At 61.5% G+C, this 22,726-nt stretch carries 23 protein-coding genes and 2 pseudogenes; 17 read left to right on the forward strand and 8 right to left on the reverse strand.

The window, feature by feature from the left end; genetic code table 11:
- Positions 1 to 11: 11 nt before the first annotated feature.
- Positions 12 to 917: an amidohydrolase family protein gene (locus tag OKW45_RS01345; RefSeq protein ID WP_429465399.1), complete on the reverse strand. Its 906-nt coding sequence runs from the start codon at positions 915 to 917 to the stop codon at positions 12 to 14.
- 33 nt (positions 918 to 950) lie between these two features.
- Complete coding sequence (locus tag OKW45_RS01350; RefSeq protein ID WP_239499253.1) at positions 951 to 1,364, reverse strand: MarR family winged helix-turn-helix transcriptional regulator; 414 nt, start codon at positions 1,362 to 1,364, stop codon at positions 951 to 953.
- Between the two features lie 205 nt (positions 1,365 to 1,569).
- On the opposite strand from OKW45_RS01350, the gene OKW45_RS01355 reads away from it, so the two are divergent.
- From OKW45_RS01355 to OKW45_RS01370, 4 genes are all read left to right on the forward strand, one after another.
- On the forward strand, positions 1,570 to 2,397 hold the full coding sequence (locus OKW45_RS01355) for a p-hydroxycinnamoyl CoA hydratase/lyase (RefSeq protein ID WP_090810398.1): 828 nt from the start codon (positions 1,570 to 1,572) through the stop codon (positions 2,395 to 2,397).
- 38 nt (positions 2,398 to 2,435) lie between these two features.
- On the forward strand, positions 2,436 to 3,887 hold the full coding sequence (locus OKW45_RS01360) for an aldehyde dehydrogenase (RefSeq protein WP_429465401.1): 1,452 nt from the start codon (positions 2,436 to 2,438) through the stop codon (positions 3,885 to 3,887).
- A gap of 72 nt (positions 3,888 to 3,959) precedes the next feature.
- The gene (locus OKW45_RS01365) at positions 3,960 to 5,840 is read left to right on the forward strand and encodes a feruloyl-CoA synthase (protein WP_429465403.1); all 1,881 of its coding nucleotides are present in this window, start codon (positions 3,960 to 3,962) and stop codon (positions 5,838 to 5,840) included.
- A gap of 17 nt (positions 5,841 to 5,857) precedes the next feature.
- Positions 5,858 to 7,642: an acyl-CoA dehydrogenase family protein gene (locus OKW45_RS01370; RefSeq protein WP_429465405.1), complete on the forward strand. Its 1,785-nt coding sequence runs from the start codon at positions 5,858 to 5,860 to the stop codon at positions 7,640 to 7,642.
- Positions 7,643 to 7,669: 27 nt separating this feature from the next.
- Here the strand turns inward: OKW45_RS01370 and ppk2 are convergent, their stop codons facing one another.
- Positions 7,670 to 8,485 carry a polyphosphate kinase 2 gene (gene ppk2, locus OKW45_RS01375; RefSeq protein WP_429465407.1) on the reverse strand — a complete coding sequence of 272 codons (816 nt, stop codon included), beginning with the start codon at positions 8,483 to 8,485 and terminating at the stop codon, positions 7,670 to 7,672.
- A gap of 230 nt (positions 8,486 to 8,715) precedes the next feature.
- On the opposite strand from ppk2, the gene OKW45_RS01380 reads away from it, so the two are divergent.
- From OKW45_RS01380 to OKW45_RS01390, 3 genes and pseudogenes are all read left to right on the forward strand, one after another.
- On the forward strand, positions 8,716 to 9,396 hold the full coding sequence (locus OKW45_RS01380) for a hypothetical protein (RefSeq protein ID WP_429465409.1): 681 nt from the start codon (positions 8,716 to 8,718) through the stop codon (positions 9,394 to 9,396).
- Positions 9,397 to 9,679: 283 nt separating this feature from the next.
- Positions 9,680 to 10,267: a BPSL1445 family SYLF domain-containing lipoprotein gene (locus tag OKW45_RS01385; protein WP_035471809.1), complete on the forward strand. Its 588-nt coding sequence runs from the start codon at positions 9,680 to 9,682 to the stop codon at positions 10,265 to 10,267.
- Between the two features lie 257 nt (positions 10,268 to 10,524).
- Positions 10,525 to 10,773: pseudogene (locus tag OKW45_RS01390) on the forward strand (transposase); the annotation flags it as partial.
- Here the strand turns inward: OKW45_RS01390 and OKW45_RS01395 are convergent.
- Positions 10,746 to 11,408, reverse strand: a complete 663-nt coding sequence (locus OKW45_RS01395; protein ID WP_429465411.1) for a hypothetical protein — start codon at positions 11,406 to 11,408, stop codon at positions 10,746 to 10,748. The pseudogene OKW45_RS01390 and the gene OKW45_RS01395 sit on opposite strands and share 28 nt — an antisense overlap.
- Before the next feature lie 307 nt (positions 11,409 to 11,715).
- Between OKW45_RS01395 and OKW45_RS01400 the strand changes: the two are divergent.
- The 3 genes and pseudogenes from OKW45_RS01400 to OKW45_RS01410 form a co-directional block, all read left to right on the forward strand.
- Positions 11,716 to 12,804 (forward strand): annotated as a pseudogene (locus OKW45_RS01400) (type VI secretion system Vgr family protein); the annotation flags it as partial.
- Positions 12,805 to 12,827: 23 nt separating this feature from the next.
- Positions 12,828 to 12,950 (forward strand): N-acetylmuramidase domain-containing protein, encoded by a 123-nt coding sequence (locus tag OKW45_RS01405; protein ID WP_429465413.1) that lies wholly within the window; start codon positions 12,828 to 12,830, stop codon positions 12,948 to 12,950.
- On the forward strand, positions 12,916 to 13,551 hold the full coding sequence (locus OKW45_RS01410; RefSeq protein WP_429465415.1) for a hypothetical protein: 636 nt from the start codon (positions 12,916 to 12,918) through the stop codon (positions 13,549 to 13,551). The genes OKW45_RS01405 and OKW45_RS01410 overlap by 35 nt, the downstream gene beginning before the upstream one ends.
- A 57-nt stretch (positions 13,552 to 13,608) precedes the next feature.
- Here OKW45_RS01410 and OKW45_RS01415 read toward each other — a convergent pair whose 3' ends face one another.
- Entirely contained in the window at positions 13,609 to 13,836 is a 228-nt protein-coding gene (locus OKW45_RS01415; RefSeq protein WP_429465417.1) for a DNA methyltransferase, read from the reverse strand.
- A gap of 150 nt (positions 13,837 to 13,986) precedes the next feature.
- Between OKW45_RS01415 and OKW45_RS01420 the strand changes: the two genes are divergently transcribed.
- Both OKW45_RS01420 and OKW45_RS01425 read left to right on the forward strand, forming a co-directional pair.
- Positions 13,987 to 15,315, forward strand: coding sequence for a LysM peptidoglycan-binding domain-containing protein (locus tag OKW45_RS01420; protein ID WP_429465418.1), 1,329 nt, complete (start codon positions 13,987 to 13,989; stop codon positions 15,313 to 15,315).
- Positions 15,281 to 15,940, forward strand: coding sequence for a hypothetical protein (locus OKW45_RS01425; protein ID WP_429465420.1), 660 nt, complete (start codon positions 15,281 to 15,283; stop codon positions 15,938 to 15,940). Before OKW45_RS01420 ends, OKW45_RS01425 begins: the two co-directional genes overlap by 35 nt.
- 57 nt (positions 15,941 to 15,997) lie before the next feature.
- Here the strand turns inward: OKW45_RS01425 and OKW45_RS01430 are convergent, their stop codons facing one another.
- The 3 genes from OKW45_RS01430 to OKW45_RS01440 all read right to left on the reverse strand — a co-directional run bounded on the left by OKW45_RS01430 (position 15,998) and on the right by OKW45_RS01440 (position 17,415).
- Entirely contained in the window at positions 15,998 to 16,786 is a 789-nt protein-coding gene (locus OKW45_RS01430; RefSeq protein ID WP_429465422.1) for a DNA-methyltransferase, read from the reverse strand.
- Positions 16,783 to 16,983, reverse strand: coding sequence for a hypothetical protein (locus tag OKW45_RS01435; RefSeq protein WP_429465424.1), 201 nt, complete (start codon positions 16,981 to 16,983; stop codon positions 16,783 to 16,785). Before OKW45_RS01435 ends, OKW45_RS01430 begins: the two co-directional genes overlap by 4 nt.
- Before the next feature lie 240 nt (positions 16,984 to 17,223).
- Entirely contained in the window at positions 17,224 to 17,415 is a 192-nt protein-coding gene (locus tag OKW45_RS01440) for a hypothetical protein (RefSeq protein ID WP_429465426.1), read from the reverse strand.
- A 795-nt stretch (positions 17,416 to 18,210) separates the two neighbouring features.
- Here OKW45_RS01440 and OKW45_RS01445 point away from each other — a divergent pair.
- From OKW45_RS01445 to OKW45_RS01465, 5 genes are all read left to right on the forward strand, one after another.
- Positions 18,211 to 19,671 carry a PAS domain-containing sensor histidine kinase gene (locus OKW45_RS01445; protein ID WP_429465428.1) on the forward strand — a complete coding sequence of 487 codons (1,461 nt, stop codon included), beginning with the start codon at positions 18,211 to 18,213 and terminating at the stop codon, positions 19,669 to 19,671.
- A complete protein-coding gene (locus OKW45_RS01450; RefSeq protein WP_429465430.1) occupies positions 19,668 to 20,291 on the forward strand; it encodes a response regulator transcription factor in 624 nt (207 codons plus the stop codon). Before OKW45_RS01445 ends, OKW45_RS01450 begins: the two co-directional genes overlap by 4 nt.
- Before the next feature lie 162 nt (positions 20,292 to 20,453).
- Positions 20,454 to 20,840: a response regulator transcription factor gene (locus tag OKW45_RS01455; RefSeq protein ID WP_018424533.1), complete on the forward strand. Its 387-nt coding sequence runs from the start codon at positions 20,454 to 20,456 to the stop codon at positions 20,838 to 20,840.
- Between the two features lie 216 nt (positions 20,841 to 21,056).
- Entirely contained in the window at positions 21,057 to 21,449 is a 393-nt protein-coding gene (locus OKW45_RS01460; protein WP_429465432.1) for a hypothetical protein, read from the forward strand.
- Positions 21,450 to 21,465: 16 nt separating this feature from the next.
- Positions 21,466 to 22,713: an efflux RND transporter periplasmic adaptor subunit gene (locus tag OKW45_RS01465; protein ID WP_429465434.1), complete on the forward strand. Its 1,248-nt coding sequence runs from the start codon at positions 21,466 to 21,468 to the stop codon at positions 22,711 to 22,713.
- Positions 22,714 to 22,726: the final 13 nt, after the last annotated feature.

Consider the following 22,726-nt stretch of genomic DNA (forward strand, 5'->3'; position numbering starts at 1 on the left):
CGGGCCATTTTTCATGCGTCATTCGTGATTCGTCGTGCCTCGGCCCGCAGATCAAGCAACCTGACGGCGTTCTCCTTCAGAACGAGCGGCTTTACTTCGGGCTTGATGTCGAGCGTATCGAAGTCTTCGAGCCAGCGGTCCGGGCGGATCAGTGGGAAGTCGGACGCGAACAGCACCTTGTTGCGCAACAGCGTGTTCGCATACTTGACCAGCTCGGGCGAAAAGTACTTCGGCGACCAGCCCGACAGATCGATATACACGTTCGGCTTGTGCAGCGCGATCGACAGCGCCTGCTCCTGCCATGGCCAGGAGGGATGCGCGATCACGATCTTCATGTCGGGGAAGTCGGCGGCGACATCGTCGAGGTAGATCGGCTCCGAATACTTGAGGCGCAAACCGCCGCCGCCGCGCATGCCCGAGCCCATGCCCGAGTGTCCACTGTGAAAAACCGCCGGCAGCCGGTACTCGGCAATCACTTCGTAGAGCGGGTATGCCATGCGGTCGTTGGCGAAAAAACCCTGCATCGTGGGGTGAAATTTGAAACCGCGCACGCCGTGCTCCTCGATGAGCCGCCGCGCTTCGCGCGCGCCGAACTTGCCTTTGTGCGGATCGATGCTGGCGAACGCGATCATGATGTCGGAGTTTTTCTGCGCGAACTCCGCGACCTCTTCGTTCGAAATGCGACGGCGACCGATGTTCGCTTCGCAGTCGACGGTAAACATCACGAAGCCGATATTGCGCTCCCGATAGTGCTCGATCGTTTCGGGAATGGTCGGGCGACGCCCCTGTTTGAGCACGGTGCCGAAGTATTTGTCGGCGGCTTCGTCGAATTCTTTTGCAAACAGGTCAGGTGGTTGGCAGCACGACACCTCGGCATGCACGTGGGTGTCGATGGCCTTCAGTTGATCGATGTTCAATGGGGTCTCCTATGTGTAATTAAAGCTGATGCGTCAGGCTGCGCGAAGATTGCGCACGCACGTCAACAGCAGGTTCTTCAGCATCTGTGAACCGTGTTCATCGATTTCGCCGAGCATCGATTGCTCGACCCTGTCAGCGGCACGGTCGCACTGAGACAGCAATGTTTCGCCGGCCTTCGTCAGCGACAGCAGCCCGACGCGACGGTTGAGCGGACCGGCCACGCGCGTCACCCATCCATTCGCTTCCATCGATTTGACGACCGCGCTGGCCGCTTGCGGCGTGATCAACGAGCGCTGCGCGAGCTGTGCGTTCGACGAACGTGCGCGCGCCCGCAGCACCGACAGCGCGGTGTATTGCGGCAACGTCAGACCATGCGAGGCAAGCGCTTCGGAAAGCTGCCGCGTGAGAATCTTGTCGAGCTGCCCGGCCAGGTAGCTCAGACGCACCGGAGCGGCAGCGTGCCTTCGATCGCGCAGGTTGCGCCGCGCCGCGGCGCGCGCTGTCGTTTCGGACCCTGACGGCTTTCTCGTGATCGTCGGCATAGGCGGTTAGGGGTTTGTACCAAGACTTCTATATTGTACTTTACTTATCAGGTCACCTGATATTAAATTGAGTTCAGGCCGCGAGGGCGGCATTGATACGGAGAAGCAGATGAGTTACGAAGGACGCTGGAAAACGGTCAAGGTCGCGGTGGAAGGCGGAATCGCCTGGGTCACGTTCAATCGTCCGGATAAGCGCAACGCGATGAGCCCGACGCTGAACAAGGAAATGATCGACGTTCTCGAGACGCTCGAACTCGACGCCGAAGCCCAGGTTCTCGTGTTGACCGGCGAAGGCAGTGCATGGACGGCCGGCATGGACCTGAAGGAATATTTCCGCGAAGTGGACGCGGGCCCGGACGTGCTGCAGGAGCGGATTCGCCGCGACGCGAGCCGCTGGCAATGGCAATTGCTGCGCATGTACTCGAAGCCGACGATCGCCATGGTCAACGGCTGGTGCTTCGGCGGTGGCTTCTCTCCGCTCGTCGCCTGCGATCTCGCGATCGCCGCGGACGAAGCCGTGTTCGGCCTGTCCGAAATCAACTGGGGTATTCCGCCGGGCAACCTCGTGAGCAAGGCGATGGCCGATACCGTCGGTCATCGTGAAGCGCTGTACTACATCATGACGGGCGACACCTTCACGGGTCCGCAAGCCGCGAAGATGGGTCTGGTGAACAAAAGCGTGCCGCTCGCGCAACTGCGCGACGAAACGATCGCTCTCGCGGCGAAGCTGCTGAACAAGAACCCGGTCGTGCTGCGCAACGCGAAGCATGGCTTCAAGCGTTCACGCGAACTCACGTGGGAGCAGAACGAAGACTACCTGTACGCGAAGCTCGACCAGGCGAACTATCGCGATCCGGAAGGCGGCCGCGAACAGGGCCTCAAGCAGTTCCTCGACGACAAGAGCATCAAGCCGGGCTTGCAGACCTACAAGCGCTAAGCGGCGCACTTCAGCGGGACGACCGAGGAGACGAACACATGCATCAAACGAACCTTCTGATTGGCGGCGCGAAACGTGCCGCGTCGAACGGCAAAACCTTCGAGCGCATCAATCCCGCGACGGGCGCGGTGGCCACCCGCGCCGCGGCGGCCACCGTCGAGGATGCCGATGCGGCCGTCGCCGCCGCAGCGCGCGCGTTCCCGGCATGGGCGGCGCTCACGCCTACCGAGCGCCGCAAACGCCTGCTCGCCGCCGCCGACCGCATGGACGCGCGCACGGCCGAGTTCATCGAGATCGGCGCGGCTGAAACGGGTGCGATGGCGAACTGGTACGGCTTTAACGTCATGCTCGCGGCCAACATGCTGCGCGAAGCCGCGGCGATGACGACGCAGATCGACGGCGCGGTGATTCCGTCCGACGTGCCGGGCAGCCTCGCAATGGCGGTGCGCCAGCCGTGCGGCGTCGTGCTTGGCATGGCGCCGTGGAACGCGCCCGTGATCCTCGCGACGCGCGCGCTCGCCATGCCGCTCGCGTGCGGCAACACGGTCGTGCTGAAGGCATCGGAAGGTTGTCCCGGCGTGCATGCGCTGATCGGCGAAGCGCTGAACGACGCGGGTCTCGGCGAAGGCGTCGTCAACGTGCTCACGCATGCGCCGGAAGACGCGCCCGCGATCGTCGAGCGTCTGGTCGCCAATCCTGCCGTGAGGCGTGTGAATTTCACCGGTTCGACGCGTGTCGGCCGCATCGTCGCCGAGCTGTCCGCGCGCAATCTGAAACCCGCGCTGCTCGAACTGGGCGGCAAGGCGCCGGTGCTCGTGCTCGACGACGCGGACCTCGACGCTGCCGTCGAGGGCATCGCGTTCGGCGCGTTCTTCAATCAAGGGCAGATCTGCATGTCGACGGAACGCGTGATCGTCGATCGCAAGGTTGCCGATGCGTTCGTCGAGAAGCTCGTCGCGAAAGCACGCACGCTGAAGGCAGGCGATCCGACACAGCCGGGCTCGATCCTCGGCACGCTCGAGAGCGAAGCCGCCGCGCGGCGCATTCGCGCGCTGGTCGAAGACGCCCGCGAAAAGGGTGCGAAGTTGCCGCTCGGTTGCGAGGTGAAAGGCGCGATCATGCAGCCGGTGATCGTCGAGAACGTGACGCGCGAGATGAAGCTTTATGCCGATGAATCGTTCGGCCCTGTGGTGACGGTGCAGCGCGTGGACGGCGACGAAGAGGCGCTGACGGTCGCCAACGATAGCGAGTACGGCTTGTCGGCCGCCGTGTTCAGCCGCGATATCGCGCGCGCGATGAACGTCGCGAAACGCATCGAGTCGGGCATCTGCCACATCAACGGCCCGACCGTGCACGATGAGGCGCAGATGCCGTTCGGCGGCGTGAAGGCCAGTGGTTATGGGCGCTTCGGCAGCAAGGCGTCGATTCCCGAGTTCACCGAGTTGCGCTGGATCACGGTGCAGACGAGTCCGCGTCATTATCCGATCTAGGCGTCGGCTCCCGGCCGCAACGATTGCGGCCACCCCATCCTTGCATGGAATGGCACAACTAGGAGACAGGTTTTGGAATCGGAGCACAGCCACGCAAGCTCTCTGGCGACCGGATACCGGAGCGTCGCCATCGGAGCGCCTTCAGCGCGGATCGAGAAACGCGGCGACTGCTGGTACCTCGAGACACTTGAACCTCTGGGTCCGTTTCCGGAGCGCTTTACGGACCGTCTGCTGAGCGGCGCGCGCGCGCATCCCGACCGGCTGCTCGTCGCACGACGCGATGCCGCAGGCGCGTGGCAGGGCATCACGTATGCGCAGATGCTCGAGCGCGCACGTGCGATCGGGCAGGCGCTGCTCGATCGCGATCTCAGCGCGGAACGCCCGTTGGTGATCCTGTCGGGCAACAGCGTCGAACATATGCAGCTCGCGCTCGGCGCGATGTGGGCGGGTATCGCTTATGCACCCGTTTCGCCGGCCTATTCGTTGATGTCGGGCGATTACGGAAAGCTGCGCCATGTCCTCGAACTGCTCAAACCGGGTCTGGTCTACGCGGACGATATCGGCGCATACACAGCGGCGCTCGATGCCGCGCTGGGAAGCGACGTCGAACGTGTCAGCGCGGTGCCCGCGCCAAACGCGTCGAGAGTGACGCGCTTCGACGCATTGCTCGACACGGCCCCGCGCGACGTCGACGCTGCCAACGCGCGCGTGAACGGCGACACGATCGCGAAGTTCCTGTTCACGTCCGGCTCGACGAACCTGCCGAAAGCCGTGCCGACGACGCATCGCATGCTGGGCGCGAACCAGCAGATGCTGCTCGAAACCTTTCCGCAGTTCGGCATCGAGCCGCCGGTCCTCGTCGACTGGCTGCCGTGGAATCACACGTTCGGCGGCAGCCACAACGTCGGCATCGTGCTGTACAACGGCGGCACGCTCTATATCGACGACGGCAAACCTGTGGCCGGCAAATTCGACGAGACGCTGCGCAATCTGCGTGATGTCGCGCCGACCATCTACTTCAACGTGCCCAAGGGTTGGGAAGAACTGACTATCGCGCTGGAAAAGGATGCGGCGCTGCGCGAGCGGTTTTTCTCGCGCGTGAAGATGTATTTCTTCGCGGGCGCTGGTCTGTCGCAGGCGGCGTGGGAGCGTCTCGAGCGCATAACGCTCGAACATTGCGGAGAACGCATCCGCATCATGGCCGGTCTCGGCATGACCGAGACCGCGCCGTCGTGTCTGTTCACGACGGGACCGGTATCGTGCGCCGGCTATATCGGCTTGCCGCCGCCGGGGTGCCAGGCCAAGGTCGCGCCCGTCGATGGCAAATTCGAAGCGCGCTTTCGCGGCCCTCACGTGATGGGCGGTTACTGGCGAGCATCGCCGGCGCTTCAGAGCAGCGTGTTCGACGATGAAGGCTACTACCGCACAGGAGACGCCGTACGTTTCGTCGACCCGCAACGTCCCGAACTGGGCCTGATGTTCGATGGCCGCATTGCGGAGGACTTCAAGCTTGCGTCGGGAACGTTCGTCAGCGTCGGGCCGATGCGCGCGCGCATCATCAGCGAAGGGGCACCCTACGTTCAGGATGCCGTCATTACGGGGATGAATCGCGACGAAGTGGGCGCGATGATTTTTCCGCGCCTCGACGCGTGTCGCTCGTTGGCGGGGTCGCCCGCGGATGCGAGCGCCGAGGACGTGCTCAACACGGCCGCCGTGCGCGCTTTCTTCAGCGAACTCCTCGCGCGGCTGAATCGGAGTGCGACGGGCAGTGCCTCGTTCATTGCCCGCATGCACCTGCTGAGCGTGCCGCCGTCGCTCGACCTCGGCGAGATCACCGACAAAGGCTCGATCAATCAGCGCGCCGTGCTCCAGCACCGGGCCGCACTCGTGGAAGCAATGCACGAAGCCGACGCCGACGACGCGACGGTGATCCATGCGCGCAGAGGCAGCTAGTCCAGGGACAGGAAGAAATGACGTTGACTTATAAGGCGCCGCTACGCGACATGCGCTTCGTAATGGACGAGTGGCTCGACGCCACTTCGTGGTGGCGCGACGTGCCCGACTGGCAAGACCTCGACTCGCAGACCGCGCAGCAGGTGCTGGAGGAAGCGGCGCGTTTCGTCGAGGAGCGCATCGCGCCGCTCAACGCGAGCGCCGATCTCGAAGGATGTCGTTTCGACGCGGGCAAGGTGACGACGCCCGCGGGCTTTCGCGAGTCGTACGCGGAATTCGTCGAAGCGGGTTGGCCGACATTATCGCTCGACACCGGGCACGGTGGACAGGGCCTGCCGCAGCTTCTCGACGTCGCACTTCAGGAAATGCTCGCGGGCGCCAACCATGCATGGTTGATGTCGCCCGGGCTCACGCACGGCGCGACGGCATGCTTGCAGACGTATGGCAGCGAACGCGTGAAAAAGGCATTGCTGCCGAAAGTCGCGAGTGGTGAGTGGCTGACGACAATGTGTCTGACCGAGCCCCAGGCCGGCAGCGATGTCGGCCTGATCCGTTCGCGCGCGACTGAAGCACCGGGCACCGAGGGGTATTTCATCGACGGCAGCAAGATCTTTATCAGCGGCGGCGCGCATGATCTGACGGAGAACATCGTTCATCTGGTGCTCGCCCGAGTGCCCGATGCGCCGCCCGGTACGAAAGGGTTGTCGCTGTTCGTCGTGCCGGAATGGCTCGAAGACGGCGACGGTGGGCGCTCGTGCAATGGTGTCTATTGCGAAGGCATCGAAAAGAAAATGGGCCTGAAAGGCAGCCCGACCTGCACGATGCGCTTCGAACGCGCATTCGGCTGGCTCGTCGGTGAAGCGCATCGCGGTCTCGCGTGCCTGTTCGTGATGATGAACGCGGCGCGGCTGCAGGTTGCGATGCAGGGCCTCGGGCATGCGCACACCGCGTGGCAACGCGCGCACGCTTACGCGCAGGAACGCGTGCAGATGCGTGCAGTGAGCGTGCCGTCCGGTGCGAACGTCGCACCGGGCAGGGCTGCGCCGATTGCGTTTCATCCGGCCATGCGGCGGGTTCTGATGGAGCTGCGCGCGATCGTCGAAGGCGAGCGCGCGATCGGTTACTGGACCGCGCATTGGCTCGACATCGCCGCACGTCATGCCGATGCCGCCGAACGGGAACAGGCGGCGCAGCTCGCATCGCTGTTGACTCCGATTGCAAAGGCGTTTTTTACGGCCAACGGTTTTGGCGCTGCGTCGAACGCGCTGCAGGTGTTCGGCGGCTACGGCTACATCCACGAGTACGGCATTGAACAGACGTTGCGCGATAGTCGCGTGTCGATGCTGTATGAAGGCACCAACGAAATTCACGCGATCGATCTGCTGATTCGGAAGGTGCTGCCCGATGGGGCGGTGGCGTTCGATGTGCTGCTTCGCCACGTGCGCGCGGAAGCGCGGCTGTGCCAGCAGTCCGATCCGCCGGTTCGTGCCGCCGGCGCGAAGCTCGCAGAGCTGGCACAGACAGTGGAGAGCACGACACGGTCGATCAAGGCACGCCACGCGCAAGACCCGGAGACGGCATACCGGGTCGCGGACGACTATCTCGCGATGCTTGGCTGGATGCTGCTGGCGTTCGCATGGGCGCGCACGCTGCGAATTGCGACGCCGCAATGCGAGGCGGAAACGTTCTATGTGGAGAAGCGGGAGACGGGCCGCTTCTTCTTCGACTACCCGCTCGCGGCCTTCGCTTATCGCCGCAGCCTCGTTGAAGCCGGGTGCGAGGCAACGCTGCCGTACGTTTGAAAGTCAGCTTGAGCAACACCTGCCAGATCAATACCGCTCGGCCACGTATTTAAACGGATAGTCTGGTTCCTTATAACCGTCGGGCTTTTGCCGTTTCGGCAGCGAGACCTTTTTGCGGGCAGGCTGCTTATACGGAATTCTCTGAAGCATGTCGCTGATGATGTTTAGTCGCGCGCGCCGCTTGTCGTTTGAATTCGCTATGAACCACGAAGCATGGTCGGTGTCCGACGCCGCGAGCATCTCGTCGCGGGCACGCGAGTAGTCATACCATCGGCTATAGGATTTCAGGTCCATCTCGGTCAGTTTCCAGACCTTGCGACCGTCGTGGATGCGTGCCTCGAGACGTCGGGTCTGTTCCTCGGGGCTGACCTCGAGCCAGTACTTGAGCAGGATGACCCCGGATTCGACGATCGCCCGCTCGACGAGCGGCACGGCCTTGAAGAACGTCTGCACGTCCGCCTCGGAGCAGAAACCCATCACGCGCTCAACGCCTGCGCGGTTGTACCAGCTGCGGTCGAAAATGACGACCTCGCCCGCGGCCGGCAAGTGCGGCACGTAGCGCTGCACATACATCTGGCTTTTTTCACGTTCACTGGGCGCGGGCAATGCAACGACGCGGAAGACGCGCGGACTGACGCGCTCGGTCATCGCCTTGATCGTGCCGCCTTTGCCCGCGCCGTCACGTCCCTCGAAGACGACGCAGACCTTGCTTCCCGTTTGCACGACCCATTCCTGCAGCTTGACGAGCTCGACATGCAGATCGAAAAGCGCCTTGCGATATTCCTTGTACGACAGCGCCCTGTCTTGCTCGGGCTGCTCGTTTTCCGACTTCGTTTTGGCCATTATCTTCTCCCCAGCGCGGACTGTTCCAGCGTACTACGCAATGATCCATTCCCACGGTAGAGCGCGACGCGAAGCAGGGCCATACGACCTTGGTCCAATATCGCCGGTACAGGGCGCGCAGTATGATGCGGGCGTCTGCTCGCGCCTGCCGATCCGACTGTCCTCGTCGCACCTCATCCGTATGCCGGCAAAGGGCGGGCTCGGTTCACGTCATCGCCACGGGAGGCCTCATGGATGCCACGGGTCACACGGAGCAGGAAAACGTCGGCGATAGGGAGCCGGTTCTCGATGTCGTCGATCGAGTGTGCGAGTCATGTTTCGGCCTCTTCATGGCGCTGACGTTCGTCGGCACCGTCTCGGCCGTCGGCGCGGGTGCCGACGCCGGGCACAAGATGTTCTACACCGCGCTCGGCTGCAATCTCGCATGGGGCCTCGCGGACGCGGTGATGTTCCTCGTGCGTACGCTGGTGGCTCGCGGCAGGCGTGTGACGCTTGCGCATTCCGTGCGAGGCCAGCCGAATGCGGCCGCGGGCGTTCGGACGCTTCGCGACGCAATGGCCGCGTGGCTCAGACCGTTGATCGGCGATACGGAGCTCGAGTCCATCCGCAGGCGTGTTGCGGCGCGGCCGGATCTGCCGCAGCGAGCAGTATTCGTGCGCGACGATTTCATCGCCGCCGCGGCTATCTTTGTGCTCGTAGTAGCCGCAACATTCCCGGTCGCGTTGCCCTTCGTGCTGTTCGCGAACGTTCCGACGGCGTTGATCGCCTCCCGTGTCTTGACCATCGCGATGTTATTCGGCAGCGGCATGGCGCTGGGGCATTACGCGGGATTTCGCGGCTGGCAGGCCGGCCTTGCGATGGCGGCGGTCGGCGTCCTGCTCACCGTGGCGATCATCGCGCTCGGCGGATGATCGAGGTCGGCCCCGCCAATCAGCTTCGCTGGCTTCGCGTTTCATTCATCATCGACACCGCGCTTCCTGTAAGACCAAGGTCCGATTCCGCAGCGGTTTCAGCGTGACATCATGTATCTGCAAGCGTTGTAGTCGTCGCATCCGGATACCAAAGAAAATCGACGGGCGGCGATGGCATTGATGGTTCCTTGGGCGGCTATGCCGCTTCACGGCGGAGAAAAAAGATCGAGGCTTCCAGCCATCAGGACTGGCGACTCGGATCGTAACCAGAACGGAGTCGATAGTGAACAGACGGAACTTTGTGCACACGCTCGCGCTTACATCCATGGCCGCGAGTCTGGCTTTGGCGGGTTGCACGACGACCGGAGGCAGTGGCCAGAGCGCCACTACCGACGCCGCCAAACGGCAGGAGATCGATGCGGCCGTGAACGGTGCGCTGTCGAAATTGTTCGATACGGTTCAAGGCTCGCACGAACTGGTATCGAAGGCGCAGGGCGTGCTGGTGTTTCCTTCGGTGAGGAAGGCGGCGTTCATCGTCGGTGGCGAGTACGGTGAAGGCGCATTGCGCGTCGGGGGAGCGACGGTCGGCTATTTCAGTACCGCCGCGGCATCGTTCGGATTGCAGGCCGGCGCGCAGTCGACCGCCGTGTTCTTCCTGTTCATGACGAAAGATTCGCTCGAGAAATTCCGCAACGCGAAGGGCTGGTCGGTGGGCGCCGATGCTTCGGTTTCACTGCTGAAAGTCGGCGCTACCGGCGCGATCGATACCACGTCGGCGACCGCCGATGTCGTCGCGATGGTCTTGACCAATACGGGCCTAATGGCAGACCTGTCGCTGGCCGGCACCAAGGTTACGCGCATGAATCTGTAACAGGGCGCGGCCAGCAGCGGCATTCGATCGAATCGTCATGGCGCTGTCACACGGCGGCGCGGCTATCGCGTGTTACACGGTTTCGTTACAGCGAGGCCGCGCGACACGCTACGCGTGCCTTGGCACGGCGACGCGAAGCGGATAGTTTTTGGCGGGGTCACCCCACGTAGCAGGTTGCTGAAGTACCGCTGAAACACGTCATCGCGCAGAGTTCGTGAAGCGTTGATAGATGGACTACCACTTGCCGCATCGAGATCATGCGCGGCGCCGACACGTTCACCGAGGGTTTGTTTTCCATGCGCAAGCTGGACGACTTCGTCCCGAAGTCGCATCCGTTGCGTTCGATCCGTGTGATGGCGAACGAAGCACTGGCGAAGATGGATCGGTTGTTTGCCGGGATGTACGAGGCCGACATCAAGGGCGGGCGGCCGAGCATCGCACCGGAGAAGTTGCTGCGAGCCATGCTGATCCAGATCCTCTACAGCCCCCGCTCGCCGCGGAAGTTGCCCTGATGAATGCTGTCGATACGGATGAAGCCGGGACGGTTCTCCGGTGTGGGGGCACGCCGTACGGCAATCGCTGCACCTTTGGGATCGCTGCGTGTCTTCGTGTGCACGGTATGGCGGGCACGGTACGAAGCTGATCTGCGCAGGTTGTACAGGTGCGACGAGGACAGGCATTGCAACCGGACAAAACGTTCATCGCCGTAGATCTGATACATGCGTCGCAGTACAGCTACCGTGGCCGGCCCCGAGAGCTGGCCGTACTCGTGTTCGACCTCCGCCAGAGTGTCCAGATCGGCTTCCGTATAGCGCCGCGCAAAAGCGTTGGGCGGCGCCTTGCGTTTGGGAATGGTCAGGTCGCTGCCGTCGAGCCAGCGCAGCACGAGCCTCGTGATGTGGGCGCGGCTGAATCCGCCAAATCGGCGCAGGTAGCGCAATAGCAACCCGCGATCGACTCGCCTGAGTTGACCGTAGCGAAACCGATTGAGGACCGACGCAATCCACTCGCAGCGGGCGTGGGCGTCAGCCGCAGCAGAAAATTCCAAAGCTTGAGTTCCATCGTGCACCGCGCGCACCTGTTCCAGTGTTCTTATCTGGGTTTCGCTCAAGTGAATGACCATCGGGAGATGATCAACCATCGGGCACGTCCGCCACCCATTGGCAAAGTCTCCACGTCCGTCTTCGCTTGGCTCAGGCTCATGTTCCGTTGGGAATGCGTCCTGGATCAGCTCCAAAACCACCGCCCAGGCTCATGAGCCGGTGGACAGCGCTAAATGTCAATCATTGATAAATCGAATCAATACACATGATCTGTGACTATTTTTGGCATTTGTCTGATTGTATTTCGAGGGAAATCGGGGAAGGATTGCGCGCTAGGCATGGTGTATCCGCGCCCTTTGATATAGCCGTCTAACCCGCGCCGCTGGCGCTTTAAAGGACCACCGCATGGCAGAGTTTGACCCACTGCGCCAGGGCATTACCGGCCGTCAGGCACATTTCCTTGAGATCCCCGGCACGGCCAGCGCAGCGGCGCTCTCGGTCGTGTCGTTCGAGGCCACCGAGAAGATGGGCGCACCGAACGAGGTTCATATCGAGTTGACCCATCCGCAGCAGCTTGCGCGCGCCGACTATCTGAACCGTGATGCGGTTTTCAGCATTGTGGCCGACGATGGGACCGTGCGGAAGTTCTCGGGCTATATCGAGCGCTTCTCGACCATTCAGACAGCGAAGGATTTTACGAAGTATGCGATCACGCTGAGGTCGCACTTCGGGCGGCTCGCCGCCGTCACGACCACCCAGCCTTACCAGCACCTCACGACACCGCAGATTATCCAGGCCGTCCTGGGCCGGCACGGTATCCCGGCTCACCTGATGGCGTTCCGCCTGCGCCGCCAGTATCCGGTTCACGCGTGGCGTTTCCAGTACCAGGTGAATGATCTGGCCTATGTCCAGATGTTGATGCAGAAGGCCGGCATCTACAGCTATATCGTGGAAACGGAACATGGCGACATGACCGTTTTTGCCGATGACATCGACCACTAGCTCTACGACGAGCCGCAACGGATCGTGCCGTACCGCGAGGCGGCGGGACTCGAAGTGGACGGGGTGGAAGCCGTCACGGTCATCAGGACCCATACCGTGACGGTGCCGCAATCGTTCATCGTGGCAGACTACAACCCGGAAGGCGCCTGGGAGCGTTTGCGCGACACGGCGAATGTCGCGCCTGCCGATCCGACCACCTACGGCCAGCCGTACCTCTATGGCACGAACCACCTGGACCAGGCCGGGGCCAAGTGGGAGGCGCAGCTCCGCCACGAGGCGGCCATTGCCCGCCAGATCGTGTATGAGGGCGAGAGCAACGTGCTCGCATTGCAGTGCGCGAGCGTACTCGAAACGGATATCGTGCTGCCCGATGCGCCCAAAGGTCAGGTCGTGATCGAGGTCACGCACAGCGGCGCGCGCGACGCATCCTACACCAACAGCTACAAGGCGATCCCTGCCGACCGGCGTTTCCGGCTGGAACTGAAGCCCGAGACGGTACACTGAGGAACGCCCTTATGGAAAAAAACTGGGCAAGTGCCGCGTGGCTATACAACGGTCCGGATTACAAAAAGAATGATTACGCCAACAAACTCAAGGACGCATATGAAGGCATCAAGGCTGGCACTCTGCATATTTAATTTGTTATGGTTTTTTTTCTGCAGTATTGCAAGCGCGCAAACGCCATCGCTTAAGCTTTATGGTGATGTGCTTGACTACAAGAGACTGCAACAGGCTACAGGGCTCCCTTGGGATGAGTTTCATATAATCCAAACCCAGTCCTTCCGAGCAACTTTGGGCAATGGCGGTAACTACTTTCTTGTGTCGGGCACAACCTATGAACCCGATCCCAATTTCAGCGGTCACGGCTATCCGGGAGGGCGAGGTTATTGTGAGTTCGATTTTTTCGATCAGAGCTACAAGCGCGTAGATGGGATCCGCGTGAATATCAGAGACCATAGCGACACCAACGTCTGTAACTGGATCGAGGGCGTTTCTGCCGTGACGTACAAAGGCCAACCCGCATTGCTCACGACGGTTCAATACCATCGCGGCATCGACCTGGCCAAGTCGATAGCCGAGATCGGGAACAACTATCACCGTTTCACTGCGCTGCTTGTGCTGACCCCTCACCCGGACGGCTCACTCTCGATCCGCCAGGACGATAGTTGCCTGGGTCCGGGGAATCAGATTGGCGAGCTTGCTACCGCACGAAAGCGCATCACCGAATGTAGCCAGTAGCAGTCGCAAGCGTCCTCCTTGTGAGGCGTCCAGGATGCCCCGCTTCGGCGGGGCTTTTCAATCGAGCGTCAGCCGCGCCTGTTCCTGCTCCGTGTCGGCATGCTCGAATAGCGCGCCTTGCCGGTGCGCATCATTGATGCGCTCACACGCGTTATCGAAATGCACCGGGTCCAGTTCGATACCGACGAAGCGCCGCCCGGTCTGTAACGCCGCTGCGCCGCTTGAGCCCGAGCGCATGAACGGGTCGAGTACGCAGCCGCCGACCGGCACCACCAAGACAGGCACCCAACAGGATTCCGGCCTGCTGGACGAAGCGGGCACCGGTCCGCGCTTCTTCAGCCGGAAAGCCACGGATGCACAGGTATGGGTTGGCACGACGGGATGGCATGCAGAAGAGGCAACGCTAAGAGACAACGGGGATGAGGAGGAAACCGTATGAGTTCCAATCCGATGACGGATACGCCGGAAATCTATGTCGTCCAGCCTGGCGACACGCTAGGCGGGATTGCACGGACCTATGGCACGACAACTCACGTGCTTGCAAAGATGAACAGGCTTCAGAATCCCGACCGGCTAGCCGTTGGTCAACGGCTGGTGGTCAGCGAAAAGAAGGTATGTGCGGTCGTGCCACTGTTCATTGATCGGGACCGCAATCCTATGAAGGGACTACGCTACCGTATCGAAAGCAGGCGTGCATCGGCGTTTGAAGGGGTGAGCCAGCTCAATGGGCTTGGTGAGCGGTTCATTACAAAGGCCGAAGGCGACGTTGTTCGTATTCTGGTGCGCAAACTCGATGGCACGTGGAAGCTCATACACGAAACCCCGGCGAGGGTTGGCGAGAAGCTTGTCACGCTGAAGAGCGGCAAGATTCGCCTGCCCCTCAGGATGGAGCCGCATCCGCAGACGCCGGACGGCTTGCCGGTCAGCGATCCACCATCGGCCCCGAAGCCCAAGCCTGTTCCGATTGGTACGCCGCACCAGGCCCGCGGTGACATGCATCATCCAGCAGCGCACGGCGCGGACAAGGGCATGAAGGGGCAGCAGACCAGGACCCCGCAGGGCGCGACCGATACGCGTTACAGCAAGGACCGGCCCGACCTGCAAAAATATTTCGCGCTATACACGGGTGAGAAAATTACAGATGCGGATTGGCAAGAGGCTGCCACAAGGATTAGTTGTGAAGTGGCAGTTATCCAGGCGTTCGCCCATGTCGAATCGGGAAGGGCACCCTTTGACCGCTATCATCGCCCAACGATTCAGTATGAGCGGCATAAGTTCGCCAAGCATACAGGCCACAAGTACGATGCCGCGAATGCTGATATTTCTGGCAAAGCCTACACCAATAAGAAATTTGATAAAAACGGGAATCCCATTGCGGCGAATGACCGTTATGTCGCGGATGCCTACGAGCGCTTTGAACGTGCGTTCGGTCTGGACGAAGATGCGGCCATTATGGCCTGCTCGTGGGGCAAGTTTCAGGTACTTGGCGAAAACTATCGGGGGTTGGAATTTCCGACAGTACAGAAATTTCTGGAAGCAGCCTGTAAATCGGAGCAGGAACACCTTCTCAAGCTTTTTCTGCCCTTTGCAATGACGATGCGAGACACGAAATATGGACACGGGACGTTGAGGAATGCATTAATCGAGAAAGATTGGGCCAACGCCGCATGGCTCTACAATGGTCCGGACTATCGCAAATATGATTACGACAACCAACTCAAAGCCGCTTATGAAAAAATTAAAAGTGGTGCTCTGCGCGTTTAGCCTGTTCGCAGGAATGTGCAGCCAAGAAGCTCTTTCTGAAACAATCTCCCTTGAAAGTAATAAAGGGGCTATTGACTATGACAGGCTGGAGGCGGCAGTGCAGCAGCGGGCGAAGGCTTCCGATTGGAATGGAGCCCGACCTCCTGATTGGAACGGAGTCCAGTCTTTCTTGGCGCGATTCGAAAACGGGGGCACCTACTTTCTTGCATCAAGTGTGGTAATTCGGCTCAACCCGAATTTCAGTGGCAAGGGCTACCCTGGTGGGCGCGGCTGGTGCGAATTCGATTTCTTTGACCAGAATTACAGGTACGTGAATGGCCTCCGCGTCAGCATCCGAGATCACGACGACACCAACGTCTGTAACTGGATCGAAGGCGTTTCTGCCGTGACGTATAAGGGCCAACCCGCATTACTCACGACGGTTCAATACCATCGCGGCATCGACCCGGCCAAGTCGATAGCCGAGATCGGGAATAACTATCACCGTTTCACTGCGCTGCTTGTGCTGACCCCTCACCCGGACGGCTCACTCTCGATCCGCCAGGACGATAGTTGCCTGGGTCCGGGGAATCAGATTGGCGAGCTTGCTACCGCACGCAAGCGCATCACCGAATGTAGCCAGTAGCAGTCGCAAGCGTCCTCCTTGTGAGGCGTCCAGGATGCCCCGCTTCGGCGGGGCTTTTCAATCGAGCGTCAGCCGCGCCTGTTCCTGCTCCGTGTCGGCATGCTCGAATAGCGCGCCTTGCCGGTGCGCATCATTGATGCGCTCACACGCGTTATCGAAATGCACCGGGTCCGGTTCTATACCGACGAAGCGCCGCCCGGTCTGTAACGCCGCTGCGCCGCTTGAGCCCGAGCGCATGAACGGGTCGAGTACGCAGCCGCCGACCGGCACCACGCGCAGCAGTTCACGCAGTAGCTCGACGGGCTTCTGCGTGACGTGGACGCGATTGCGCGGCGCGATGCACTCGAAAAAGCCGGGTATGCGTCCTGCCGTTTCATCGGCACAGACCGCGCCCGCCGTGCCCCAGATCACATACTCAAACTGCGCCGTAAAGCGGCCCAGTTGCGGGCGCGCATCGGGCTTGCACCATGGCACGATGCCACGCCATACCCAGCCGCGCGCCTGCATGTAATCCGTTGATGCGGGGAGTTGCCGCCAGTCCGTAAAGAACATGCCGACCGCGCCTCGCCTGCACGCCTGCAACGCAGCAGCCGCCCATCGCGCCGCCCAGTATGCGAACGCGCGCTGGTCGCGATTGTCGCCGCTGAAATCCGGTAGTGCCTGGCTGGACGAACTGGTCGGCACATACTTTGCGCGCGTGTCCTGCACGCGGTCGGAGCGGAACTGTCCACCGCTCGAATATGATGGAGCGCAGAGCAACGCATTGAGCCCGGATAACTGCGGCAGGATCGCCAGCGCATCCGCGTTGTAGAGCGTCGCCAGGCCTATCGTCACGGGTTCAATCATGCACGCCGCCAGGCGCGATTTTCGGCGGCGATTTCCAGCGCGATCATTCCGCCCCGATGGTCGCCGGAAAGAAAATGAGCGCCGATTTTTTGAGGTTCGATCGTGACGATTTCGGCGGGCGTGCGCCGCTCGCCTTCAAACATGGCGATTGCGATAACGAAGACGATGTCGCCCGGTTTCAGATCGGCGCGACTCATGGCGTTTCCTCTGCATGTTCGTGTATCCATTTGAGCGCGGCGCGGTGAGCATCGAGATATGCGTGCGTCGGATGCGTGCCCGTTTCAAAGCCGTGACGATACGTGCGGCCGATCCACGCGCGCAGATCATTGGGCAATGCACGCCAGTGTTCGCGGCACCCCCACCTGTCAAGCGGAACCATACGCGTGCAATTCGGCCAGACGCAAGAGTGCGCGTATTCGTGAATCGTTGCCATAGCGTTAATCTCCGCAGAAACAGTCAATTAGCGGCTCTTCGTCCGTGTCTTCGAGCGCGAGCGGAATCTGCCGCGCGTAGAAAAGCGCCTCGCGTTTCAGGTCGCGATACGGCGGCCGGTCATTGCGAAACGTCGCGCCGTGTTCCGCGCTGTCCTGTTCGATCCACCATTCGGCGCGCCACGGTTTCGGCAACAAGAGCACGCACGATCTTGTGACGCGCCTTGAGAAAGCAGCAATCGCAATTGCGGAAATCGCCTGGCGTGACCGCGTGTCCGGTCATGCAGGGGCAAGTCCACAGCGACGCTGCCTGTAATCTGCACTGACCGTCCTGTTTATTCAATACCGGTAGAAAAGACGAAGCCGAAACACGCGTTCTCGCCGCGGCGCTGCGTTTAGTCATCTGCCGGGCATAGTTTTATTTTTTGTGATCGATGAATGCAAATGATTCGCACTGGAATGGCGGGCGATAAAAGCGTTGACTTGCGTCAAGAAATATCGCCGGCAAATTAATTAAATTGGAGAATTAGCGTTGGCTATACCCGCTGACTCTGTGATTCGCGATGCATGAAAGCTTTACGGAAGTTTCCATCTGAAAGCGCTATCTCGCCGGGCTTCACGGGCTAGTGCAAATCCGTCACGGCGCAGGGGAACATTGCGGCTCTACGGCGACCTTGCCAGTTTGCTAACCTTCCTGTACGTGCAAACGGACGCCACGGACACTGCCTCGCCCGGCAATAATTAACTGCCTAACAAACTCTGTCGCCATTTTCCGATTGATGGCGGACAACGCAGAACATTATTGAGTAGTTTCCCGAGTAAGCGGCATAAATTAAGGTAACCCTTCGGTAAGTGATTCTGGATAGCCTATACTGACTTCCAGCCACTAGGCGTGCGAAGTACCGATTGTGAAGTCAATTATGTGGTTCGAAGCCCAAAGATAAAGACGTCGCAGTTGTACGGAATCCGTTCGCACTGGACCCGGAGGTGCCAATGATTAATCTGATCGTGCACGGCAGACAACTGGCGATCGGGGTAGCGGGAATTCTCACGGCGCTGCACGCGCAACCGCGCCACATGGGTCAAAGCGGCCCGTCACAGATCGACAATGCGCGCAACGACGGTGCTCCGCTATCCGGACACGACCGTTCCAGACAGTTGTCACCCAGGCATCACCGGTTTCAGCACGCTCGCAGCATCCCCGGCGTGTCGAGCCGACAGAGTACCCGCGATACCCACGAGCCGCCGTACGCGTTGCCGGCATGGCGGCGCTATGTCGCCGCTTGCGCGTCGTGGCTGCGAGGCGAAGGCGATAGCAGCACGCGGCGCATGCTCGACACGAGAATGCCGCTGTGCGAGACGCTCGAAATGTTGCCGGTTCCGATCGTCACGGTCGATCAGCGGGACCAGATCATCTTCGCGAACGCGCGGGCGGCGCAACTGTTCGGCTACACGAGGGAAGAGCTGATCGGCGCGCCGGCCGCCAAGCTGTTTCCGATCGATGGCATCAATGCCGATCGGTCGGGCCCAGGCAATCGTGGCGCGAAGATACAAATCCGCGGCGTCACGACCACGCAGGTTTTGATCGCGCGGCGGCGCGATGGCGGAGGCTTTCACGCAGAGGCGGAAACCACGCGATGCTGCGTGCACAATCAGGAATTGCGGATCACCGCGATATCGGAATGCAGTGCGTGCGGCGAAGTCGATGGAAATACAAGGGATCTCGCGCATCTCGCGCGCGTTTCTTCATTGGGCGAACTCGCCGGATCGCTCGCGCACGAGTTGAAGCAGCCGCTTACCGCGATCCTGTTCAACGCGCAAGCCGCACGCAAATTCATGGATGCGGAGACGACCAACGTAGTGGAGCTGCGCGAAGCGCTCGAAGACATCGTGGCCGACAATTGCCGCGCGAACGAGGTGCTGCAAAGGATTCGCGGATTGGTGCGCAAAGGCGATGTCGAGTTGCAGTTGCTGGACGTCGGCAACGTCGTGCGCGACATCGCGATGCTCGTGCACAGCGATGCGTTGACGCGCGGCGTGCGCACGAGCTTCGACATTCCGGAGAATCTGGCGCTGATTTGCGGCGACAAGGTTCAGCTTCAGCAGGTGATCCTGAACCTGCTGCTCAACGCTTTCGACGCGGTCAAGGATTGCCCTGCCGCGGACCGCCTCGTCGAAACGACGGCGCGTGTGGAATCGGACGGACTGGTACGGATAACGGTAAAAGATCGCGGCCAGGGCCTCGACGTCGACAGCATGGAAAGGATTTTCCGGCCATTTTTCACCACCAAACCGCAGGGGCTGGGACTGGGTCTTTCGATCAGCCGCACGATCGTCACGGCGCACCGCGGCCGGCTATGGGCGGAAAACAACGAGGGCAAAGGGGCATCGTTTCACGTCACGCTTCCCGTCGCGACCGATATCCGACAGAGACTCGTGCCCGGATCATCATGAACCAGACCAACACTCGCGTCTTCATCGTCGACGACGACGACAGCGTGCGCAGCGCGCTCGCCCGCTTGCTGCGCGCCTCCGGCTACCAGGTCGAATGCTTCGACAGTCCTGAGGACTTTCTCGAACGAGCCGATTTGACGAGCATGCCAGCCTGCCTCGTTCTCGATCTGCAGATGCCGGGCATGACGGGACTCGAAGTGCAGCGCAAGCTCGATCAGCTGCTGCCGATCGTATTCCTGACCGGGCACGGCGACATCGGCTCGAGCGTCGACGCGATGAAAGGCGGAGCGGTCGACTTTCTGCCCAAGCCGGTGCGCGACTCGCTGTTGCTCGCCGCGGTGGATCGCGCGCTCGCGCGCGCGTGTGTGGAAAGCCGGCGGCGCCACGAACGCGAGGAAATAGAAGAGCGGATGCGGCATCTGACCCGCCGCGAACGCGAAGTCATGGAACTCGTCGTGACTGGCCGCCTGAACAAACAGGTTGCGAGTGATCTGGGCGCGGCCGAAAAAACGATCAAGATTCATCGGGCCCGCGTGATGGAGAAGATGAAGGCCCGCTCGATCGTCGACCTCGTTCATCTGGTGCGAAAGGGCGGCGTCTGTACGGCCGACGAAGAATAATCGCGCGAACCAGGCGCCGACTCCCGCGTCGGGCCGCCACTTCCAGCGGTGCTGGCCGACACCGCTAGTGGACCAAAGTCTTATATCTCATCGGGGTTTCAACCAGTACGCTAAGGCATCAGTGGTCCACTTTCCGGAGCGACTGCGCGTTCGCGCTGTCATATGGTCAACCCTAACCAATTCGTTGCGGTGGTCGACGATGACGAGTCGGTGTGCCGAGCCATCAAGCGTTTGCTGCATTCCGAAGGTATCAGGTCGGAGACGTTTTGCAGCGGTGACGAGTTCTTGAATGCGCTTGCGGCAATTCCGTCGTATCGGCCTGCCTGCGTGATTCTGGATGTCCAGATGCCGGGAACCAACGGCCTGGAAGTCCAGCGTCAGCTCGCGCAAATGGGCGTGCCGGTCATCGTGATTACCGCCTATGACGATCTCTCCGTCCGCCAGACCGCGCTCGCGGCCGGCGCGGCCGCGTATCTGCGCAAGCCTTTCACCAGCGCGATTCTGTTCAAGGCGGTCGAGGTGGCCATCGGCGGTCCGCCGACACCCTGAACGCGCGTCTTCGCGCCGGATGATATGAGACCAAGGTCCGATTGTCGCCGTTTCTTCGGACCACCAAACTGAACTCAGTCAACGCGTCGAACCGAACGCCGGCTGCGCCGCACCGAACTCGAAACCGGACAGGTTGTGGCGCATGCGTGCCTTTGCGCGTGCGATGCGCCGCGCGGAATGCGGCAGCGTTCAAGGATAAAAGCGGGAGCGCACGTGATGAAATCAATTTCGGTTTGTCTCGCGATTCTTCTCGGTACCGCTGCGATGCAGGTGGGCGCGGCGGACTTCGACGGCAGCAAACGGCTGATCTGCGCGACGATCGACGCGCACGCCTGCGATCCGGGCATCGCCTGCACGCGCGCGTTGCCCGGGGATCTCGGTCTGCCGAAATTCCTGACTCTCGACTTCGACAAACGCGCGGTCGTCGGTCCCGCGCGCACGACGCCGATGCTCTCGGTCAGCAAGGAGGGGGATCAGCTCCTGATCCTTGGCAATGAGATGGGCTTTGGCTGGACGCTGGTCGTCGATTCGACGGACGGCGAGATGACGCTGACGATTGCCAACAGAAATGATGCCTTCGTGCTGTTCGGCAATTGCACGCCTTTGTGATCAGACGGAGTGCGCGATGAAAACCGTACCCGTGTCCCTGGCCTCGCCGCGGCCACATTCTCGCGGCGCTCTCCCATTGCTCGCCATCATCGCGGCGCTGACGCTGCTCACGTGGCTCGCGTCGTGCAAGAAGGCACCACCGCCGCCGGTCGTCGCCGCGCCGGAAGTGACCGTGATGACGGTGACGCAGCAGGACACGCCGGTCGACTTCGAATTTACCGCGCAAACGCAGAGTTCGCGTGAAGTCGAGATCCGCTCGCGGGTGGACGGCTTCCTCGACAAGCGCATGTATACCGAAGGCGCGTTGGTCAAGACGGGACAAACGATGTTCCAGATGGACCGCAAGCCGTTCGAGGCCGCGCTGCGGACCGCGAAAGGGCAACTGGCCCAGCAGGAGGCGCGTCTCGAAGTCGCCAAGGCCAATCTCGCGCGCGTGCAGCCGCTGGCGGCGCAGAACGCCTTGAGCAAGAAGGATCTCGACGACGCGGTCGGCAACGAGAAGCAGAGCGCCGCCGCGGTGATCGCCGCCCAGGGCGAAGTCGACACCGCACTGCTGAACCTCGGCTACACGACGATCAAGTCTCCGCTGAACGGCCTGTCGAGCTTCGCGCGTCTGCAGGATGGCAGCTACGTGACGGCCACCTCGAACGGCTTGCTGACCTACGTGTACCAGCTCGATCCGATGTGGGTGAACTTCAGCATCTCCGAGAACGAGATGCTGAAGTACCGGGATGACATTGCGGCAGGCTATCTGCGATTTCCCGCGCACAACGATTTCTCCGTGCGTCTGGTTCTCGCCGATGGCTCGCCCTATGCCGAGCAAGGCCAGATCGACTTCGCGAACCCGGCGTTCAGCACCGAAACGGGAACCTTCCTCGTGCGCGCGACCTTCGGAAACCCGAAGGGCACGTTGCGCCCCGGCCAGTTCGTGCGGGCCCGCGTTTCCGGCGCGATCCGGCCCAATGCGACGCTCGTGCCGCAGCGCGCGGTGTTGCAGGGCGCGAAGAGCCACTTTGTGTGGGTCGTCGGTAGCGACTCGAAGGCGCATCAGCGCGTCGTCGAAGTCGGCGACTGGCAGGGCGATAACTGGTTTGTTTCGGACGGACTCAAGGCGGGCGAGCGCATCGTCGTGGACGGCGCGCAGCGCGTTACCGCGGATTCGCAGCTGAAGATCATCAAAACCCTGGCGGCCGGCGGGAAAAGCCCGGCGGCGGTGGCGACGGCTGCGTCGCAAGGCGCCGCGGCAGCGCCCGCCGCCGAGTGACGGGGCAGCCGCC

It is taken from the genome of Paraburkholderia lebeckiae (assembly GCF_050436225.1).
GTDB lineage: Bacteria > Pseudomonadota > Gammaproteobacteria > Burkholderiales > Burkholderiaceae > Paraburkholderia > Paraburkholderia tuberum.

What these genes read in the sequence shown, in the direction of transcription:
- OKW45_RS01355 (WP_090810398.1), top strand. Translation starts at nt 1,570, where the DNA reads ATGAGTTACGAAGGACGCTGGAAAACGGTCAAGGTCGCGGTGGAAGGC.
- OKW45_RS01360 (WP_429465401.1), top strand. Translation starts at nt 2,436, where the DNA reads ATGCATCAAACGAACCTTCTGATTGGCGGCGCGAAACGTGCCGCGTCG.
- OKW45_RS01370 (WP_429465405.1), top strand. Translation starts at nt 5,858, where the DNA reads ATGACGTTGACTTATAAGGCGCCGCTACGCGACATGCGCTTCGTAATG.
- ppk2 (WP_429465407.1), bottom strand. Translation starts at nt 8,485, where the DNA reads ATGGCCAAAACGAAGTCGGAAAACGAGCAGCCCGAGCAAGACAGGGCG.
- OKW45_RS01380 (WP_429465409.1), top strand. Translation starts at nt 8,716, where the DNA reads ATGGATGCCACGGGTCACACGGAGCAGGAAAACGTCGGCGATAGGGAG.
- OKW45_RS01395 (WP_429465411.1), bottom strand. Translation starts at nt 11,408, where the DNA reads ATGGTTGATCATCTCCCGATGGTCATTCACTTGAGCGAAACCCAGATA.
- OKW45_RS01405 (WP_429465413.1), top strand. Translation starts at nt 12,828, where the DNA reads ATGGAAAAAAACTGGGCAAGTGCCGCGTGGCTATACAACGGTCCGGAT.
- OKW45_RS01410 (WP_429465415.1), top strand. Translation starts at nt 12,916, where the DNA reads ATGAAGGCATCAAGGCTGGCACTCTGCATATTTAATTTGTTATGGTTT.
- OKW45_RS01420 (WP_429465418.1), top strand. Translation starts at nt 13,987, where the DNA reads ATGAGTTCCAATCCGATGACGGATACGCCGGAAATCTATGTCGTCCAG.
- OKW45_RS01425 (WP_429465420.1), top strand. Translation starts at nt 15,281, where the DNA reads ATGAAAAAATTAAAAGTGGTGCTCTGCGCGTTTAGCCTGTTCGCAGGA.
- OKW45_RS01430 (WP_429465422.1), bottom strand. Translation starts at nt 16,786, where the DNA reads ATGATTGAACCCGTGACGATAGGCCTGGCGACGCTCTACAACGCGGAT.
- OKW45_RS01435 (WP_429465424.1), bottom strand. Translation starts at nt 16,983, where the DNA reads ATGAGTCGCGCCGATCTGAAACCGGGCGACATCGTCTTCGTTATCGCA.
- OKW45_RS01445 (WP_429465428.1), top strand. Translation starts at nt 18,211, where the DNA reads ATGATTAATCTGATCGTGCACGGCAGACAACTGGCGATCGGGGTAGCG.
- OKW45_RS01450 (WP_429465430.1), top strand. Translation starts at nt 19,668, where the DNA reads ATGAACCAGACCAACACTCGCGTCTTCATCGTCGACGACGACGACAGC.
- OKW45_RS01455 (WP_018424533.1), top strand. Translation starts at nt 20,454, where the DNA reads ATGGTCAACCCTAACCAATTCGTTGCGGTGGTCGACGATGACGAGTCG.
- OKW45_RS01460 (WP_429465432.1), top strand. Translation starts at nt 21,057, where the DNA reads ATGAAATCAATTTCGGTTTGTCTCGCGATTCTTCTCGGTACCGCTGCG.
- OKW45_RS01465 (WP_429465434.1), top strand. Translation starts at nt 21,466, where the DNA reads ATGAAAACCGTACCCGTGTCCCTGGCCTCGCCGCGGCCACATTCTCGC.